General features: G+C 42.9%; 14 protein-coding genes and 1 tRNA gene. 6 read left to right on the top strand and 9 right to left on the bottom strand.

The genetic code is table 11. The features are described from left to right. Nucleotides 1–14: 14 nt before the first annotated feature. The 5 genes from ABF638_RS03980 to mgtE form a co-directional block, all read right to left on the bottom strand. Complete coding sequence (locus ABF638_RS03980) at nucleotides 15–455, bottom strand: pentapeptide repeat-containing protein (RefSeq protein ID WP_181932182.1); 441 nt, start codon at nucleotides 453–455, stop codon at nucleotides 15–17. A gap of 204 nt (nucleotides 456–659) precedes the next feature. Then, nucleotides 660–1,652: a pentapeptide repeat-containing protein gene (locus tag ABF638_RS03975; protein ID WP_435020467.1), complete on the bottom strand. Its 993-nt coding sequence runs from the start codon at nucleotides 1,650–1,652 to the stop codon at nucleotides 660–662. Nucleotides 1,653–1,717: 65 nt separating this feature from the next. Then, nucleotides 1,718–2,569 carry a hypothetical protein gene (locus ABF638_RS03970; RefSeq protein ID WP_435020465.1) on the bottom strand — a complete coding sequence of 284 codons (852 nt, stop codon included), beginning with the start codon at nucleotides 2,567–2,569 and terminating at the stop codon, nucleotides 1,718–1,720. Nucleotides 2,570–3,253: 684 nt separating this feature from the next. Then, nucleotides 3,254–4,270 carry an aspartate carbamoyltransferase catalytic subunit gene (locus ABF638_RS03965; RefSeq protein ID WP_435020463.1) on the bottom strand — a complete coding sequence of 339 codons (1,017 nt, stop codon included), beginning with the start codon at nucleotides 4,268–4,270 and terminating at the stop codon, nucleotides 3,254–3,256. 160 nt (nucleotides 4,271–4,430) lie between these two features. After that, nucleotides 4,431–5,783 (bottom strand): magnesium transporter, encoded by a 1,353-nt coding sequence (gene mgtE / locus ABF638_RS03960; protein WP_435020461.1) that lies wholly within the window; start codon nucleotides 5,781–5,783, stop codon nucleotides 4,431–4,433. 662 nt (nucleotides 5,784–6,445) lie between these two features. Between mgtE and ABF638_RS03955 the strand changes: the two genes are divergently transcribed. Further along, a complete protein-coding gene (locus ABF638_RS03955; protein ID WP_435020459.1) occupies nucleotides 6,446–9,652 on the top strand; it encodes a glycoside hydrolase family 15 protein in 3,207 nt (1,068 codons plus the stop codon). Nucleotides 9,653–9,717: 65 nt separating this feature from the next. Next, entirely contained in the window at nucleotides 9,718–10,095 is a 378-nt protein-coding gene (locus ABF638_RS03950) for a GxxExxY protein (RefSeq protein WP_435020457.1), read from the top strand. A gap of 115 nt (nucleotides 10,096–10,210) precedes the next feature. On the opposite strand, the gene ABF638_RS03945 is transcribed toward ABF638_RS03950, so the two are convergent. Then, a complete protein-coding gene (locus tag ABF638_RS03945) occupies nucleotides 10,211–10,525 on the bottom strand; it encodes a YkvA family protein (protein ID WP_435020455.1) in 315 nt (104 codons plus the stop codon). A 229-nt stretch (nucleotides 10,526–10,754) separates the two neighbouring features. Then, a tRNA-Pro gene (locus ABF638_RS03940) sits at nucleotides 10,755–10,828 on the bottom strand. 146 nt (nucleotides 10,829–10,974) lie between these two features. On the opposite strand from ABF638_RS03940, the gene lipA reads away from it, so the two are divergent. The 4 genes from lipA to ABF638_RS03920 all read left to right on the top strand — a co-directional run bounded on the left by lipA (nucleotide 10,975) and on the right by ABF638_RS03920 (nucleotide 15,754). Next, the gene (gene lipA, locus ABF638_RS03935) at nucleotides 10,975–11,853 is read left to right on the top strand and encodes a lipoyl synthase (protein WP_435020453.1); all 879 of its coding nucleotides are present in this window, start codon (nucleotides 10,975–10,977) and stop codon (nucleotides 11,851–11,853) included. A gap of 57 nt (nucleotides 11,854–11,910) precedes the next feature. Next, complete coding sequence (locus ABF638_RS03930; protein WP_181932194.1) at nucleotides 11,911–12,840, top strand: NAD(P)H-dependent glycerol-3-phosphate dehydrogenase; 930 nt, start codon at nucleotides 11,911–11,913, stop codon at nucleotides 12,838–12,840. A gap of 689 nt (nucleotides 12,841–13,529) precedes the next feature. Beyond that, nucleotides 13,530–14,780 carry an RNA polymerase sigma factor SigC gene (gene sigC / locus ABF638_RS03925; RefSeq protein WP_435020450.1) on the top strand — a complete coding sequence of 417 codons (1,251 nt, stop codon included), beginning with the start codon at nucleotides 13,530–13,532 and terminating at the stop codon, nucleotides 14,778–14,780. Between the two features lie 518 nt (nucleotides 14,781–15,298). Beyond that, nucleotides 15,299–15,754 carry a Fur family transcriptional regulator gene (locus tag ABF638_RS03920; RefSeq protein WP_012407750.1) on the top strand — a complete coding sequence of 152 codons (456 nt, stop codon included), beginning with the start codon at nucleotides 15,299–15,301 and terminating at the stop codon, nucleotides 15,752–15,754. 130 nt (nucleotides 15,755–15,884) lie between these two features. Here ABF638_RS03920 and ABF638_RS03915 read toward each other — a convergent pair whose 3' ends face one another. Both ABF638_RS03915 and ABF638_RS03910 read right to left on the bottom strand, forming a co-directional pair. Next, nucleotides 15,885–17,015 (bottom strand): peptidoglycan-binding domain-containing protein, encoded by a 1,131-nt coding sequence (locus tag ABF638_RS03915; RefSeq protein WP_069074622.1) that lies wholly within the window; start codon nucleotides 17,013–17,015, stop codon nucleotides 15,885–15,887. Between the two features lie 9 nt (nucleotides 17,016–17,024). Next, nucleotides 17,025–18,515: cobaltochelatase subunit CobN (locus ABF638_RS03910; protein ID WP_435020447.1), on the bottom strand; the 1,491-nt coding region annotated here is incomplete at its 5' end.

Raw genomic sequence — 18,515 nt, 5'->3', positions numbered from 1 at the left:
CACTTTGGCATAGATTAATATTCACCACCGACGCTAATGGCAGTATTAAACACATCAGCACCGCTTAAATCAATATTGGCTAAAACTGCACCATCTACTTCAGTATTATATAAATGAGCATTACTCAAATCAACGTCGGTGAGATTAGCATCATTTAAGCTAGTACCACTAACAAAGGCATTTGTGAGATTAGCAGACTTTAAATTTGCACCAGTTAAATCAGCACCTTCTAGGTTCGCATTTTCGAGATTAGCCCCTTTTAAATTTGCATTTCTCAAGTCAACACCTATGAGATGAGCGCCTTTGAGATTTGCTCCTGTTAAATTACATCCGAAACATTCTCTAGTTTCTAACAAGCGGCGGACAGGGGCGGAGTTTTCTGCTTTGACGGAAATGGGAGCAGCTAAAGATAGCGTGCTGAGTAAGGCTGCTGCCGTCAAAAAGATTGGTTTCATATTTACCTCCGACATTTCTAGAAGTTATTCAATTTTTAACTTCTGTGGTTCCACTGTCCCAAAATGCCAGAATTTTGTCCTCATGCGATCGGAGGAATACATAATTTCTATGAGAATAAGTATTCTTCAGTAAGCTAGTCCGATGGGATTAAATATTATTGGACTTTGGACTCAACTGCAACAACTGCAAACCGCTATATATGTTCACTCGTTAATTGTTCCATCAGGCATTACAGCACCACGCAAATCTGCACCCGTCAGATTTGTACTACTCATTTCTGCTCTGATTAAATTTGCCTTACTTAAATTAGCACCAGTCAAGTTTGTTCTAGCAAGATAGGCATCAACCAAGTCTGCTTCAGTGAGGTTAGCCCCACGCAGGTTAGCCCGACTTAAATCAACTCTATTTAGCCTTGCAAAACTTAGGTTTACTCCACTCATCTGGCATCTAGTCAGTTTAGCATCTGCCATAATTGCACCATACAAGTTAACACCTGTAAGTTCGGCATCAATGAGATTTGAACGTTCTAGTCTAGCATTCATCAGGTTAGCACCTTTCAAATTAGCACCCCCGATGTTAGTATCTGCCAGAGATGCATTATACAAAATCGCTTCACTCAAGTTTGCATCACTCAAATCGGCATAACGTAGCGTTGCCTCACTCAAGTTAGCACCACTCAAATCAACTTTAGATAAGTCTACACCAGTTAAATCAGCGCCCCGCAGGTCAGCCTTATGGAGGTTAGCACCCCGCAGAGTAGCAGAGTACATTCTCTTTTCTTCTCGCAGGTTAGCACCACGCAGGCACGCACCAGTTAGATTTGCACCACTCAAATCTGCACCACGCAAATCGGCATCCATCAAGTTAGTATCCAGCATATACGCCAAAGTTAAATTGGCATTACGCAAATCAGCACCCTGCAAAGTTGCACCATGTAAATTAGCATCATGCAAGTTGGCACTGATTAAACTTGCCTGATTTAGGTTCGCGCCACTTAGCTTTGTACAAACTAGATTTGCCTTATTCAGAATTCCCCGATTTAGATAGCTAAAAATTAGGATGGCATTACCTAAATCTGCCTTATTCAAAGCTATACCGATTAAGTCTGCACCAAACAAATTTACCCCATTTAAGTTTGCCTCAATAAATTTTGTTTCTCCATTTTCATATCGCTTAAGAAGTTCATTGGCATCCATATTTTTCCCCTATCAATTATCACAATCTTTCCAAATTTCCGATCAGCAATAGTCAAAAACTGCCATTATTCTTTGGTAGGGGGTACTATAAATTGACAGGTATTATTGTCATCATTAAATGCAATTTGATGATGAGGATTAACTAGTGCTCTTGTTTCTGGAGATGAATCAGTATTAAATGGTTGATATCCGTTAGGGCTGGATGATATATTGCCATACAAACCTCGCATAGATTGGATGATTGCACTAGCTGCTTGAATGTTTTCATCCGGTTTCCCTAGAGATATAACAGCACTATTTAGTTTAGATTCAAGCTCTGTAATAGTTGGACAAGTATCAAATAATCTCAGCAATAAATCATCAAGTTTTTCAGCCTTCAATTTCAACCAGTCTTCTTCATTGAAAGTAAATCTTTTGTAAAGTGCAGAAAATAGGACTATCTTAGCCCTAAGTGGGTTCGTATACTTCATAATATTTTGCCGTAAATCAAACTGATTATATTGATGTTTAGTTTGACTTTTTGGGGATTTATCTATAGAAATTGATGATATTTGTCCAGAATTATAAAATATCTGTTCCTCTTTCCGAGGTTGATTTAATAATATTCCCGTTGATTCATCAGGGGTTATATATAGCTTCTGCATTTCATGAGAAATAACACTGGCTATTAAAGCATATTCATCTTGTTTGTTAAGGGTTTTTACAACTTTAGATAAACTGTAATTTAAATTATTTATACTTGGATTTAGCCTGCATAATTCTTGAATTAATTCTTGTAATTTAAACTTATCTAGCGTCTCTTCATCATTCTCCCAAATATTTTTACAAGCCGAGTAGATTAATTTTTTAATCCGTTTCGAGTTTTCATGCTTTTCTAAATGTTTAGTTACTGTATCAAGGCTAGATATAGTTTTCATCGGCAAATCTCCGGCACAGGTATCAAATAGTCAAAAATGGTAGAACTAGCCCTTTCAAGGTGACTCGTAAAATCTCTTTTTCTTGGAGCATTCTCTGGGTAGAAATTAGTTTATAAGTTATTTATCTAACCACGGAGGCACAGTAGAAAATCTCAGGGCAGGGAAAACCTCGGTTGGCGCAGTCTGTCGCAGGCATCAGGCTTTCTAAGACAGAGAAGACATAGAAAAGAGGTTTAGAGAGGAATTTACTTTCGATAATTTCTACTTACTTTAAAAGGGCTGGTCTTATGTTATACCCTTTTCATCTAAGTTGTGTAGTCATGTCCAACCATTTTGCCCTCGTTTGGCGTTGCTGATTGGGGTTGGCATAACAGCCAAATCCTTATGGTCATTGCCTCTCAGAGAAACAGTGCTTAGTACTAAGTAAAAAAGTAAAATTAATGGCACACAGTATAAAATCAGTTCCGAGTAGCAAGTGCATCCAATACTGCTCGGTTAAGCATTTTTAACTCGGAATAGGGTTTGGGAAAAGGTTAAAGGTTAAAGGTTAAAGGTTTTTTCTTTCCCCTTTCCCCTTCCCCTTTTCCCCTTAACCGACAAGTATTGCAAGTGCATTGGCTTAGAGTGAGAAGATTCATACTCTAAGCCGATGCACCCAAGTTAGAAACTGACTTGTTAAATTCCTTAAGCCTTGCCGCTACCTAATAAATACAGCAGAGCCATGCGAACGGCGACACCACTGGTAACTTGCGATTGAATGAGACTAAATTCTGGGTCATCCATCAACTCAGAGCTTATTTCTACACCACGGTTAACTGGGCCTGGATGCAAAACTTTGAAGTTAGGTTTACAAAGTTGTAGCTTTGCGCGTGTAATGCCAAATAGTTGATGATATTCTCGCAAACTTGGCAGCAAATGAGCCGTCATCCGTTCCTTTTGCAGGCGCAAAGTCATGACAAAATCAGCATTCTGCAAAGCTGGTTCTAGCTGCCAGTGGAGAAAAAGTTGGGGATTGGGGGAATAACTCCTGACTTCTGACTCTTCACAGATATACTCGGCAAATAACTTGGGTAAGAGGGTGGGTGGTGCTGCGAGATGCACTTCGGCACCACTGGCAATTAAACTCCAAATATTCGATCGCGCCACGCGAGAATGAAGAATATCTCCAACAATGGCAATTTTTTTCCCCTTTAAAAGTTCTAGTCGGGGACTAGATGGGTCAATTAGAGTAGTTATGGTAAATAAGTCTAGCAGTGCTTGGGAAGGATGTTCATGTTGACCATCACCAGCATTGAGGACACTAACTTTTACACCTAGACGATCCATTTCAGCTGCGATCGCATTTGGTACTCCTGCCTCTCGATGGCGGACTACCATAATATCAGTTCCCATAGCCAAATAGGTTTTCGCCGTGTCGAGAATTGTTTCTCCTTTAGTCATAGAAGATGTGGCTGCGGCGAAGTTCAGCGTATCTGCACTTAAGCGTTTGGCTGCGAGTTCAAAACTGCTGCGAGTGCGGGTAGAGGATTCAAAAAATAAATTCGCCACCACCTGTCCCTGCAAGGTTGGCACTTTCTTCGTCCGCCGTGATAACACCTCTTGAAAACTGGCAGCAGTTTGCAAAACAGTATCGTATTCAGTGGTGGTGAAGTCAGCTAGGGAAAGAATGTGATGACGATTCCAAGTGGTAGTAGTAGGCATAGAATTTGGGGAGTGGGGACAAGAGAAGGGAGGCAGGGGAGGCAGGGGAAGCAGGGGAAGCAGGGGAAGCGGGGGAGGAGAGTTTTTCCCTCTGCCCCCCGCACCCTGCCCCTCTGCCTATTTCCCATGCCCCATGCCCCATGCCCAATGCCCAATCCTTTCAAGTTGGTAAATGGAAAACGTTTAAAGCTAGAGAAATTAGGCTGAGGAACGTTAAAAATCCAATTGTATCTAGCATTGTAGTCACTAACGGGCCACTAACCAAGGCTGGGTCAAGTTTCAGGCGTGTCAAAGCCATTGGTAGTAAAGTGCCGAGTGTAACGGCCACAATTGTATTAGTTGCCATTACCATGCCGGCAATTAAAGCCACCCATCGCTCTTGGGGCCGCGCCCAAATTAAGGAAAGTAGCATCATCGTTATGGCTAAAGCTACGGCTGTACCTAAACCAGCTAGAAGTTCCTTACGGAGAATTTTCAAGGTATCTTTGGGTGTTACTTCGCCCACTCCCAAGCCGCGGATTGTCACTGTTAATGATTGAATACCGACAGTACCACCAGTGTTAGAAAAAATTGGCATGATTACTGCTAAAACTGGTACTGCGGCAATTACAGATTGAAAAGGTGCGATCGCACTGGCGGCACCAATATACATTGCCATGATGCCCAACAGCCAAGGCAAGCGGTTGCGGATGGTGAGTAAGGGGGAAGATAAAGCTGCTTCATCACCACTGACACCCGCCAGTTTTTGGATATCTTCTGTGGCTTCTTCTTCCAAAATATCCATGACATCATCAATGGTGACGATGCCAACCAATCGGTCTTCTCGGTCAACTACGGGGATAGCGATTAAGTCGTAGCGCTGCATGATTCGCGCCACTTCTTCTTGAGGGGTTTCAGTTCTCACCTTAATGACGCGATCGCTAGCTATATCCTTGATGAAAACTTCGGGAAAGGTAAACAGCAATTGGCGCAGTGAAACTACTCTTACCAGCGTCCGGTTGTCATCTGTGACGTAAGCGTAGTAAATTGACTCTTTGTCTTGGTCTTGACGGCGGATTTTACTTAGGGCTTCACCTACAGTCAACCCTTGGCGCAACCGGACATATTCGGTTGTCATCACCCGCCCAGCTGTGCCTTCTGGATAGCCGAGAATAGTTGCTGTTGCTTGCCTTTGTTCTGGACTAAGTTCTTGTAATAACCGTTTGATGACCCCAGCAGGTAGTTCATCAAATAATTCTGCCCGTTCGTCGGGACTCATCTCTTCTACAAGTTGCACTACCTGGACATCATGCAGAGAATTAATTAATTCCTCCTGCACCTCTGTCGGCAGATATTCAAATACATCAATTGCCTGAGCTTTGTTGAGTAAACGAAATGCGATCGCGCGTTGTTTCTCAGGCAATTGTGTAATGTATTCTCCCACATCCACAGGTTGCAAGCGATTTAAATCCCATTTTAACTGGTTTAAATCGGTAGTATCAGTCAGCAAATCACGAATATCTTGTGTGAGCATGAGATATATCTCCAAAGTCTCCCCCGCGCTGGGAGACTTCCTCGCCAGCTCAGAGGAGGTTGATACTGCCATCTGGTGGACTATTGCCCATAAAATTTCAACAATTCAATATCGATATCTAAATTAAGGCATCGCTAGTCATCATCCTAACCCGGAATAGCACTCTCCGGTGGATACTGAATCTTAGCATTCAGCATCTGTGATATTCCTCAGTCATGAGTAATTTAATTGCCCTGCATTTTAGGTAATTTACGTGTAACTTAAAGTAGATTTTACTACTGCTATAAGCTATGTGTCTTGCCAATCAACGATTGTTTTCACAAACTTTATACAGTTAAAATATTTACAACACTATTAAGTAATTTTTAGTATCAAGCAACTTCATGCATAGTCACCTGGACGACGGAGAATCAAAAATGGGTTGGCAGGTTTTACTTCATGGTTGCGGTAATGTGTTTGAGCTTTAGCGATCGCCATTTCTCTAATAATTGGGCGATCGCTAAAATTAAGTACCCAGAGGCGTATTAACAGGAGATAATAATAAACTCACACCACCCTTAGCTGTTGTCCCATCAACCATTACAGAGTTTGTTCTGGCTTGATTTAGGTAATTCACTTCACAGTCACAGGGTCGAATTTTGCAAGTTGTTCTGAACCAAACCATGAAAACATCTACCAAATTGCTAACTCGCTTGGACTATTACTACCAGCAAATCAAAACGATCATCCTGACTCGGCAAAATCCGATTACTGGTTTATTACCTGCGAGTACAGCGATTACAGCCCACGGCGATTATACTGATGCCTGGGTGCGAGACAACGTTTACAGCATTTTGGCAGTTTGGGGTTTAGGACTTGCATACCGTAAGATTGACGACGATCAGGGACGCACTTATGAACTAGAACACAGTGTGATCAAACTGATGCGCGGGTTGCTGTTTGCGATGATGCGACAGGCTCATAAAGTAGAGACATTTAAACATACTCAGTCGCTACTAGATGGATTGCACGCCAAATATAATACCGCGACCGGTGACATTGTTGTTGGTGATGACGAATGGGGACATTTGCAACTTGATGCCACATCTATATTTTTGCTGATGTTGGGGCAAATGACTGCTGCGGGATTGCAAATAATTTATACCATTGATGAAGTAAATTTTGTCCAAAATTTGGTTTACTACATTGGACGAGCTTACCGCACACCAGATTATGGCATTTGGGAACGTGGGAATAAAATTAATCGGGGTAGTGCTGAGTTAAATGCTAGTTCCGTAGGCATGGCAAAAGCTGCTTTAGAAGCTATCAACGGACTGGATTTGTTTGGTGTGCGTGGTAGTCAAGCATCGGTGATTCATGTGCTACCAGATGAAATTGCCCGCGCCCGGATTACCCTAGAATCCCTGTTACCGAGAGAATCTGGTTCCAAAGAAATTGATGCGGCGCTATTGAGTATTATTAGTTATCCTGCCTTTGCAGTGGAAGATTTAGAGTTACGCGATCGCACTTTAAACGATATTATCAATAAACTCGCAGGTAAATACGGCTGCAAACGCTTTTTGCGTGATGGACACCAAACCGTTTTAGAAGATCATCAGCGCTTGCACTACGAACCGTGGGAACTCAAGCAATTTGAGCATATTGAATGCGAATGGCCATTATTTTTCACTTATTTAGTTCTAGATGGATTATTTCGCGGTGAGCAAGAACAAGTTAAAAAATACCAAGAGCTTTTAGAATCATTACTCATTGAACAAAATGGTTTGCGTTTATTGCCAGAACTTTATTATGTTCCAGACGAAAACATAGAAGCAGAAAAGTTAGCACCTCAAACGCAACCACGTTTACCCAATGAAAATATTCCCTTGGTGTGGGCGCAGAGTTTATATTTTCTCGGTGAAATGTTGAGTGAAGGGTTGCTAGCGGTTGGTGATATCGACCCTTTAGGAAGACATTTGTGTGTGGGAAAACAGAGGGAATCTTTGGTACAAATTGCCTTATTAGCAGAAGACGAAGATTTACAAACGAAACTAGAAGTTCATGGAATTGAAGCACAAACACCCGCACAGGTAGAACCTATTCAGGTGAGAAAAGCTGGAGAATTTTCAGCTATTTATACGCAAATTGGACGTAACGACAAACTTGGGTTAACTGGGCGGCCAGTGCGGCGGCTGCGGAGTTTGACAACATCTAGAATCTTTCGGATTAGTGGTGAAACAATTGTATTTTTACCTTCATTCTCTGACTCTCAGCAGTTTTATCTAACTATTGATTACCATTTTCTGTTAGATCAAATTAGAAGCGAATTAGCTTATATTCAAAAATATTGGAGCGATTTAGGGCGTCCTACCTTGACTTTAATGTTAACGCACACCATGTTAGAAAGTGGTTCGGAAGCATTGCTAGAACTAATGCAAGAACTAAAAGATGGTGTTTGTAATGGTGTGCGAGTTAAATTAGGGCGGCTCAATCAGCTAATGTTGACAGCTGGAATCCAAAGAATTGATTTTCTCCCCAATGCAGAATTCTCGCGATCGCCAGTGAAAAATGCTAGCCCACGTTGCTATTATCTAGCCTATCATCCTGAGAAAAACTGGCGCTTAGGACATACCCAAGAATTTCAAATGGAGTGTGAAACCAACTTTGGGTTATTACTTTCTCATTTGCGCTCATCAGAGAACATCTACGAACAAATTGAGTTATTGCAAACCTTAACTCGCTTACAGGGAATGGAATTTGATACAGGGTACGGCGGCCCAGGATATCGCGTCACCGTAGGCGATTTACTAGATGAAGTTTACACCAAAGCTGGAGATTTAGGTATTTGGGCAGTGGTACGGCGGGCTGCTGGGTTACGCCAAATGGTTGATATCAGCCTATCAGATGCAGTCACGAGTATTTTGGTGCGAGGTAAGCAAATTGCTGTGGGTAAAGCTTACAGTGAAGCGTCCTTGATTACCGTACCGATGTCCCACGATGAAATTGCCGATAAAATTAATCATTTTTGTCGTGAGGATATTCGCGATCGCGTCCTAACTCAAGAGATTTTAATCTATCTTGGTATCTTAATTCGCTCAGAATCCGAACTCTTTCAGGGACTACTGACGCTAAGAGTCGGCTATCTCATCTTATTAATAACCAGCGAACTAGCGCGGGAATTACACGTTACTCAAGATGAAGCTTACGATTACTTAATGCAACTTTCACCCTTTGAAGTGAAAATGCGTTTGCGTCAGGTATTAACTGGATATACTGGCATGAGTAACCTATTACGCCAGCAAGAATCACTGCACGTCAAGCAAAAAGAAAGTGATATTGCTTGGGTGGTGTTACCAGCGATTGCAGAAGGAATAGAAGTCCCATCAGGTGGTTGGCGGCGGTTTCGCCAAGCAGAAGGTGCAACAGGGCGTGTACCAAAAGAATTTTTTAAGGAAATTTGGCTATTAATGCAACATTGCAAGGGTCTAGTAATTGGCGATAAACTAGAGCGCCGCAATCGTTTAGATAGTGAGATAATGCTGTCGGAAATGACAGCGGGAGAAAGAAATTTTGCTCTGTTGGTTGAGCATTTGCTGAATAAAATCGAGGCTCCAGAATACCGCCAAGTTAATATTGAAGCATTAATCGAATTAGCTGCGATCGCAGCCAACAATCCCAACCTGCAAATTGAAGAATATATCGTGTTGGATGTGTTAATTGGCCATGCAGTGCGATTGGCATGGTTAGAGAATCATAGTCAACGGAGCGATCGCTATGATGAAGATAAGGCGAGTGCGTGGCGATCGTTTTACAATACTTCTCCTAGAGATTGCGCTAGTTATATTTTGAAGGCGTTCAGGTTCTTGACGGAATTTGTGAAGGATTTTTAAACGCAAAGGCGCTTCGCCTTCCCGCAGGGTAGGGGCGCGGAGGGAAGCGCAGAGGTTCGCAGAGGATGAGAGAGAATGAGTTGAGTGGGGTGATTATTGGGTGTGCGATGAGGGTGCATACTGCTTTGGGACCTGGTTTGTTGGAGTCGGCTTATGAGGAGTGCTTGGATTATGAGTTGAAGAAAGCCGGATTGAATGTTGGTAAACAAATTCCATTGCCCTTAGTTTATCAAGATGTGCAATTGGAATGTGTTTATCGATTAGATTTGATGGTCGAAAACCAAGTAATTGTAGAGATTAAATCTGTAGAGTCCTTCCACCCAATTCACTCCGTCCAACTCCTAACCTATCTCAAACTAGCAAACTGCAAACTAGGTCTTCTCCTCAACTTTAACGTCCTCCACCTCAAAGAAGGCATCAAACGCGTAGCCAACAACCTCTAACCCCTCCTCTTACTCCCTCTCATCCTCCGCGAACCTCCGCGCTTCCCTCCGCGCCCCTTTGCGTTGAAAAAAATATCCCCCACCTCAGATTCCAAAAGCAGGGGTTTTATTAAAACTACTTAACAGAAACAGCATCAACATCAATAGTGCTTCCACTAGAGGTAGAACCCTCAGTAGTATTAGGTACTTCAGTACCCATATCACCCTTACGAGCTTTCCAGCCCTCAATTACTAGCCCAGACACCTCACTAACTAGCAGGGTCAAAAGAAAAACATCATCAATCTGTCCCACAACGGGTATAAAATCTGGGAGAATATCAAATGGGCTGACCAAATAAACCAACGTTCCTAAAATTACCCACCAACGGTACTTGGGGTTACGAAGCACATCGCGATACCAGGTATAAAGTGATTGGATTGAAAATTTCATATTTTGAACCTCCTAGTTATCTTTAATTTTGACAAATTATGCTAAAAATTCCCGGTGTGAATAACCGCCCTAGTTTGTCTGGAAGACGCTACTTATAATTTGTCAAAAGAGAAAAATAAGTAAATAAGGGGGAGTATTTATAATTATGTTAAAATATTTAAATTTTAAAGTGCCTTAGACCAGAAATTACGGCGCTATCCATAATTCAAGGTACTGTACTTTCAAAAAATCGGGATGACTGGATTCGAACCAGCGGCCCCTTCGTCCCGAACGAAGTGCGCTACCAAGCTGCGCCACATCCCGTCATAAAAATGGCATTGTAGATTAACAATATCACAACCTGCGGCAAATAGCAGAATTACATCTATATCTATATATATATGATCACTTCATCCAAGGCTTTGCTTGCTACGATTGAATTTGTATAACTCTAATGGTAAAAGCGGATTGTGACTGTAAAACCAGACTGGTTGCGGGTGAAAGCACCTGGGCGTGAGCGCATCGGTAACGTTAAAGAAATTTTGCGGGATTTAGCCCTCAATACAGTTTGTGAGGAAGCGTCCTGTCCGAATATTGGTGAATGCTTCAACGCTGGGACTGCCACGTTTTTGATTATGGGCCCGGCTTGTACACGCGCTTGTCCCTACTGCGATATTGATTTTGAGAAAAAACCTAAACCACTAGACCCCACAGAACCTACACGACTGGCGGAAGCTGTTCGCCGCATGAACCTTAATCATGTAGTAATCACTTCTGTAAACCGAGATGATTTGCTTGATGGTGGTGCATCTCAGTTTATGGCGTGTATTGATGCAGTTCGCTCTGTTTCACCCAACACGACAATTGAGGTGCTAATTCCTGACTTGTGCGGTAATTGGAATGCTCTAGAGTTGATTCTACAAGCTGCGCCAGAAGTATTAAACCACAATACGGAAACTGTTCCACGCCTATATCGCCGGGTGCGTCCCCAAGGAAACTACGATCGCACATTAGAATTATTGCAGCGCACTCGCCAATTTTCTCCTAGCACATACACTAAATCCGGGATCATGGTTGGACTCGGTGAAACTGATGCCGAAATCCGTCAAGTCATGCAAGACTTGCGAACTGTCGATTGCGACATTTTGACAATTGGGCAATATCTCCAACCCAGTCAAAAACACTTGCAAGTAAACGAATTTGTCAACCCAGAACAATTTGCGGCTTGGAAGGCATTCGGCGAAGAAATCGGATTTTTACAAGTTGTCTCTTCACCATTGACAAGAAGTTCATATCATGCTGAACAAGTCAGGGAATTAATGGAACGTTATCCCCGCAGCCAATTTTAGATTTTAGATTTTAGATTTTAGATTGGTGAGCTAAGAGGATGGGGAGACTTTTGATTAATGACTAATCCAAAAACTGTAGCAATTCTTGGTGCGGGTGCTTGGGGTGCATCTCTAGCAAATCTCGCCGCCGCAAATGGTCATCAGGTGCGCGTGTGGTCGCGTCAAGGTTCCCAAACTCTAGAAGCAGTTTTAAAAGATGTCCAAATAATCCTGTCCGCTATCTCGATGATTGGTGTGAGGGATGTTGCTTCCCAAGTCCAGTCTTTCCCCCTTTCTCCAGAGGCAATTTTTGTGACGGCGACGAAAGGCTTAGACCCCGAAACCACCTGCACGCCGTCACAAATTTGGCAAACAATATTCCCTAACCATGCAGTAGTTGTTTTGTCTGGGCCTAATTTATCGAAAGAAATTCAAATGGAATTACCAGCAGCCACGGTGGTAGCCAGTAATATTCCCACGGCTGCGGAAGTAGTGCAATTAGTATTTTCTTCTCATCGTTTCCGGGTATATACCAATCCCGACCCCTTGGGGGTGGAATTAGGGGGAACACTGAAAAATGTGATTGCGATCGCAGCCGGTGTGTGCGATGGTTTACAACTGGGAACAAATGCCAAAGCTGCTTTAGTCACCCGTGGACTTACAGAAATGGTTCGCATCGGCAACAATTGGGGCGCAAAGACGGAAACTTTTTATGGTTTATCGGGTCTAGGGGATCTGTTAGCAACGTGCAATAGTCCCTTAAGTCGCAATTACCAAGTTGGCTATCAGTTAGCCGGTGGTAAGTCACTTACAGAAATTCTCGCAAATTTACAAGGAACTGCTGAAGGAGTAAACACTTGCCGGGTTTTAATGCAACGAGCCAAGCAACAAAACATAGCAGTCCCAATTACCGAGCAAGTTTATCGGTTACTTCAAGGCGAAATCACACCCGGACAAGCACTTGATGAACTGATGTTGCGAGATATCAAGCCAGAGTACAACTACTAGCAATTTATCGATGTGTAAATAACTTTGTAGTAAGGACTTTAGTCCTTGTGTTAAGCACTTCAGTGCTTACTACATACCAGGCTTTTGTTAGCTTGACAGATTACTAACTATGTAGTCTGTCAAATTGAAATTAGCAGAAGAAGGCTGACATCTGAGAGGACGCTGGAACACGGAGAGAGGATTTGATAATTTATCTACGTTTTCTATCTCCGTGTAGATAGAATTTTGCCGTTAATACTAATCACTTACCTGATATCTATTAGTTCTACTTATACCTGAATAATCCTTAGAAAAAATTAGTAAATCGTCAGGATATTACTTTAGTCACCATGTAAATGTGACTATGCCAATTATAAAGATGACATTCACTGAAGGATGTTTATACTGTGTTGCAAAAGTTACTGTTTAAAACCCTGGTGGTTAAAATATTAACTAAGTAGTTGAAATATTGAAAGCCTAGCTATGGATTTAAATAGCTATTGGTTCAATCAAAAGTTTAGCAGCCGATTAAGTTCAGTAATACTGTATCCAATAAAACCCTTACAGTTAATTTCTAAAAAAATTGTAATGGAACCTTCAACCATGTTAGTTCATCGTAAATCACGGGAACAATAGCAACAGTTGAATAGCTGACCGTAATCTAAGCTGACCGTAATCTATTGTTACCTGGAGCCATTGAGACGATCTTTATGCCAGCAACATCTTTTTATGCAGATGCCCCCTACAACACCAAAAAGTCCCGCCAGGCTTTGGACTCGGATCTCACGGTTGATGACAGTGAGTTATCGGTAGATGATTTACAGGAGCTAGAAATTGCTTCTGTTGACAACGCTAACTTTGCTGCTAACACTAACCGCCGGAGTACAGACCTAGTACGTCTGTATCTTCAAGAAATTGGTCGGGTTCGCTTGTTAGGGCGGGATGAAGAGGTTTCAGAAGCTCAAAAAGTCCAACGCTACTTGCGGATGCGGATAGTGCTTGCTAAAGCCGCCAAGGAAGGGGATGAAGTGATTACGCCCTATCTCCGGTTAATTGAAGTTCAAGAACGTCTTACTTCGGAACTGGGACATCGACCGTCTTTGGAAAGATGGGCTGCTACTGCTGATATAGTTTTAGCCGATCTTAGGCCGACTTTGGCAAATGGCAAACGTCGCTGGGCTGAAATCGCCAAGTTGACAGTAGAAGAGTTGGAGCAAGTTCAGTCCCAAGGACTCCAAGCAAAAGAACACATGATTAAGGCGAATCTTCGCTTAGTTGTGTCTGTTGCTAAGAAGTATCAAAATCGTGGTTTGGAATTGTTGGATTTAGTCCAAGAAGGTACATTAGGTTTGGAGCGGGCTGTAGAAAAATTTGACCCAACTAAGGGTTATCGCTTCAGTACTTATGCCTACTGGTGGATTCGTCAGGGAATTACACGGGCGATCGCTACTTCTAGTCGCACGATCCGTCTACCGGTTCACATCACCGAAAAGTTAAACAAAATCAAAAAGGCTCAACGCAAAATTGCTCAGGAAAAAGGTCGGACTCCGACTCTAGAGGATTTAGCAACTGAGTTAGAAATGACACCGACCCAAGTCCGAGAAGTTTTGTTGCGGGTTCCTCGCTCCGTTTCTTTGGAAACCAAGGTAGGGAAAGATAAAGACACTGAGTTAGGTGAATTACTCGAAACTGATAGTGTAACCCCAGAAGAGATGTTAATGCGAGAATCTTTACAAAGAGATTTGCATCATCTTCTGTCAGATTTGACTAGCCGGGAGCGCGATGTCATCTTGATGCGGTTTGGTTTGGCAGATGGTCATCCTTACTCTTTAGCAGAAATTGGCCGCGCTCTCGATTTATCCCGCGAACGAGTCCGCCAAATAGAATCCAAGGCTTTGCAAAAGCTACGCCAACCCAAACGCCGCAACCTCATCCGCGACTATTTGGAGTCTCTAAGTTAGGCAATGATCAAGAGTCATTTGTCATTAGTGAGCCAGTGCGGTCATGGGGCAAACCCCCAAGACCGCACTGGCGTTAGCGTAGCGTTAGCGACGTAGGAGCGTCACCCGCAGGGTCATTTGTCATTAGAAAACTGCACTTGACAAATGACTAGGGACAAAAGACTGACTCGATCCCCAGGTTAAAAGCCTTTTAGAGACTTGTAGCAAATAATTTTCATTTAATGGTACAAAAATTTCCCCAGAACTTTGCTTAGATATATCGAAGGTGGGGATCAAATAAGCAATTTAAAATTCACTCGTTCAAAATTCAAAGTCAAGGGATGCAATCGTTACAAGTATCCTAACTATTAGCTGTATGCAAATTAAATGTATTACAGCTTATTACTTTAATTTTGATCAAGATTTGATGAATTGTTCTTAAATATTTAACATAAATTCTCAATAGGCAATGATTGTTGCAAATTGCTCCCAAGATTTGTTATATTCTCAATTAACGAGCTTTGTTGAGAAATATTAGTATGACTGTCTACACAACTACTTCACTCAAGGCAGAACTGAACGAACGAGGCTGGCGATTAACTCCCCAGCGCGAAACAATTTTACACATTTTTCAAGAACTTCCGCAAGGTGAACATCTGAGTGCGGAGGATCTTTATCATCGGCTAGAAACTGATGGTGAAGGGATCAGTCTATCAACTATCTATCGGACTTTGAAGTTGATGGCAAGAATGGGAATTTTGCGGGAACTAGAACTGGGCGAGGGACATAAGCATTATGAAATCAACCAGCCTTATCCCCATCACCACCATCACTTAATTTGTGTTAGATGCAACTCAACTATTGAGTTTAAAAATGACTCAATTTTAAAAATTGGGTCGAAAACTGCTCAAAAAGAAGGTTTCCATCTGCTGGACTGTCAAATGACCATCCATGCAGTATGTCCCAAGTGCCAACGGGCGCTGATGCCGCTTTAGCACTTGGGTGGATAAAAAACGAAACTACTCAAATTAACCAAATAAATGGAATTTTGAGCAGTTTTTAATTTGCTGTTACTGGAGGTAAGCAACCAGTTGGTAAGTGATACTAACAACGCCAAAGCGGATGTTAAAAGCGTCCGCTCTTAAGATCCTTGAGACTGATGCCGTAAAACTCCTGGGCTTGTTTAATCGCTTTTTTGGTGTCATCTGCCATCACACCGTTCAGCTTACCTTTATAAAAACCCCGCTCCCGTAGACGCGTTTGGATTTCTAGGGTATTAAATTCGCTTTTGCTAGCAGTATTAACTGAGCTATATAACTTAGCTCGAGTAGTTGGGCCAGCAACGCCACTTGCTGCCAAGTAATTAGCGGCTTGGAATCTTCTTACAGCATCGGCAGTGTAGGGGCCATAGTAGCCATTTGGCTCTCCCTCTAAATATCCTGCCTGGATCAATTGTTCTTGAACAATTCTAACTGGCTCACCGCGATCGCCTACACGAAGTTTATCTCGATTGACTACCTTTTTGGGAGCCTCTTCTCCACTACCAATGCCAACTCCGGGCAATTTACCTAATGTTGCTGGGCCAACAACACCGTCAACGCTCAATTTATAAGCATCTTGGAACCGCTTGACAGCTTCTTCGGTAATTGGGCCAAATATTCCTGTGGCGTTCCCGTAATAAAAGCCCGCGACTCTTAAGCGTTCTTGTAAAACCCTGACATTTTCACCTTCATCCCCTTTAGAAAGGTAGTTGGAATTACGGCGCTGGCTAGTTGCTGAACTAGTAGTGCTAGGCTTTTTGGCTTGTGTACTTACAACAGTAGCTTTTTTCGCTTGTGTAGTCGTAGTACTGGGCTTTTTGGCTTGCCAACTTTCTAATTTTCGCAGGGTGCTTGCTCCAACAATGCCGTCCACTGGTAAACCAGCAGCCTTTTGGAATCGCCGCACAGCTTCTTGTGTGGATACGTCATATACTTGGGTAACAGAAGCTTGGTAAAAACCTGCTGTTTTTAACTTTTGTTGGAGATTTCTGACAGAAGGGCCTTGATCGCCTTTTTCCAAAGCTATGACACTGCTCACAGCGCCAAGAATTGACAAGGACAGAGCAAGGGGCAACATATACTTCCAAGCCCTACCAGAAAGCCGTTTCCAGTCTGGCGCAGCTGCTTTGTTAAACAAAGAACTGAGGGATACCAATTCACTGGGTGTGCTGTCTTCGTAGGCGAAAGCTAGGTGCAAATACGCAAGATTTTCCATATTTGTTTCCTACACCATTGATTTTTCTTCGATAACTGCTTCAGCTTGATGTACTAGGTTCCTCAAAGCTTCTAATGTTCCTATATTTACATCCTCCCACAAATTGCGCTTGTGTGCTTCTAATAATTTTTCAGCAATATCACGCAGAGCGTAAGGGTTCTTTTGCTGAATAAATTCTGACACAACTGGGTCGAGCAAGTAAGCCTCTACTATGCCTTGATACATATAATCTTCGACACATTTGGCTGTTGCATCATAAGCGAATAAAAAATCTACCGTCGCCGCCATTTCAAAAGCACCTTTGTATCCGTGGCGCATAACTCCCGCAATCCACTTGGGATTAACTACACGAGAACGATACACTCGTGCAATTTCTTCTTTCAGTTGGCGGACGCGTGGTTGGGCGGGTATGGAATTATCACCAAAATAAGTTTGGGGGTTTTTTCCCTGTAGAGAACGCACCGCTGCGGTTAAGCCACCCTGAAATTGGTAATAATCATCAGAATCGAGTAGGTCGTGTTCACGGTTATCTTGATTGTGCAGCACAACTTGCATTTGCGCCAAGCGTTGCTTGAAGGCTTCGGTATTGGGCATTGGGCATGGGGCATTGGGCATTGGGGATTGGGAGTTAGGAAGAATTTCTCCCCCTCTGCTCCCCTGCTCCCCTGCACCGCTTCCTGAAGAATAAGCGTAAGAACTCCAGTTAATGTAGGCGCGGGCTAAATCTTCGTCATCTGTCCAATTTTGCGATTCGATTAAACCTTGGAGTCCGGCGCCGTAAGCACCTGGACGAGAACCAAAAATGCGATAGCGCGATCGCACCGCAGCTTGTTCTAAAGTTAATCCTTGGCTTGTCCACAAATCAGTTTCTTGACGAACTGCATCGGCTAGAGGATTTTGTTCTGGCGGTTCATCTAAGTCTGCTACTGCTGATACTGCTTGATCGAATAAGTCAATTAAGTTGGGAAAAGCATCCCGGAAGAATCCCGAAATTCGCAAGGTGACATCCACACGGGGACGCCCCAAAATAGCTAGGGGCAAAATTTCAAAATCCACTACTCGCCGCGCCGCACCATCCCATACAGGTTGGACTCCGAGTAAAGCCAAGGCTTCGGCTATATCATCACCGCCTGTTCTCATGGTGGCTGTTCCCCACAATGATAAACCTAGTGTTTTGGGATATTCACCATGTTCTTGAGTGTAATATTCTACGAGGGTTTCAGCGGCTTTTCTACCGATATCCCAAGCTGTTTCTGTGGGAATGGCGCGAATATCTACAGAATAAAAGTTTCTCCCAGTTGGTAGGACTTCTGGGCGTCCGCGTGTGGGTGCGCCAGATGGAGCGCTGGGGACGTAACCGCCATCTAGTCCGTGTAATAAGTGGGTTATTTCTTCGTGGGTTTTTTGTAAAGCTGGGAGTAGGCGATCGCATATCCAGGTGGAGACGCGATTCATTGTGTCTCCACCTCCAGCACAGACGCGATTCATCGCGTCTGTGCT

The sequence above is a fragment of the Nostoc sp. CALU 1950 genome (assembly GCF_051172895.1).
GTDB classification, from domain to species: domain Bacteria; phylum Cyanobacteriota; class Cyanobacteriia; order Cyanobacteriales; family Nostocaceae; genus Nostoc; species Nostoc edaphicum_A.
The sequence above is the reverse complement of the archived record's forward strand: the minus strand, read 5'-3'. Positions and strand labels throughout refer to the sequence as shown.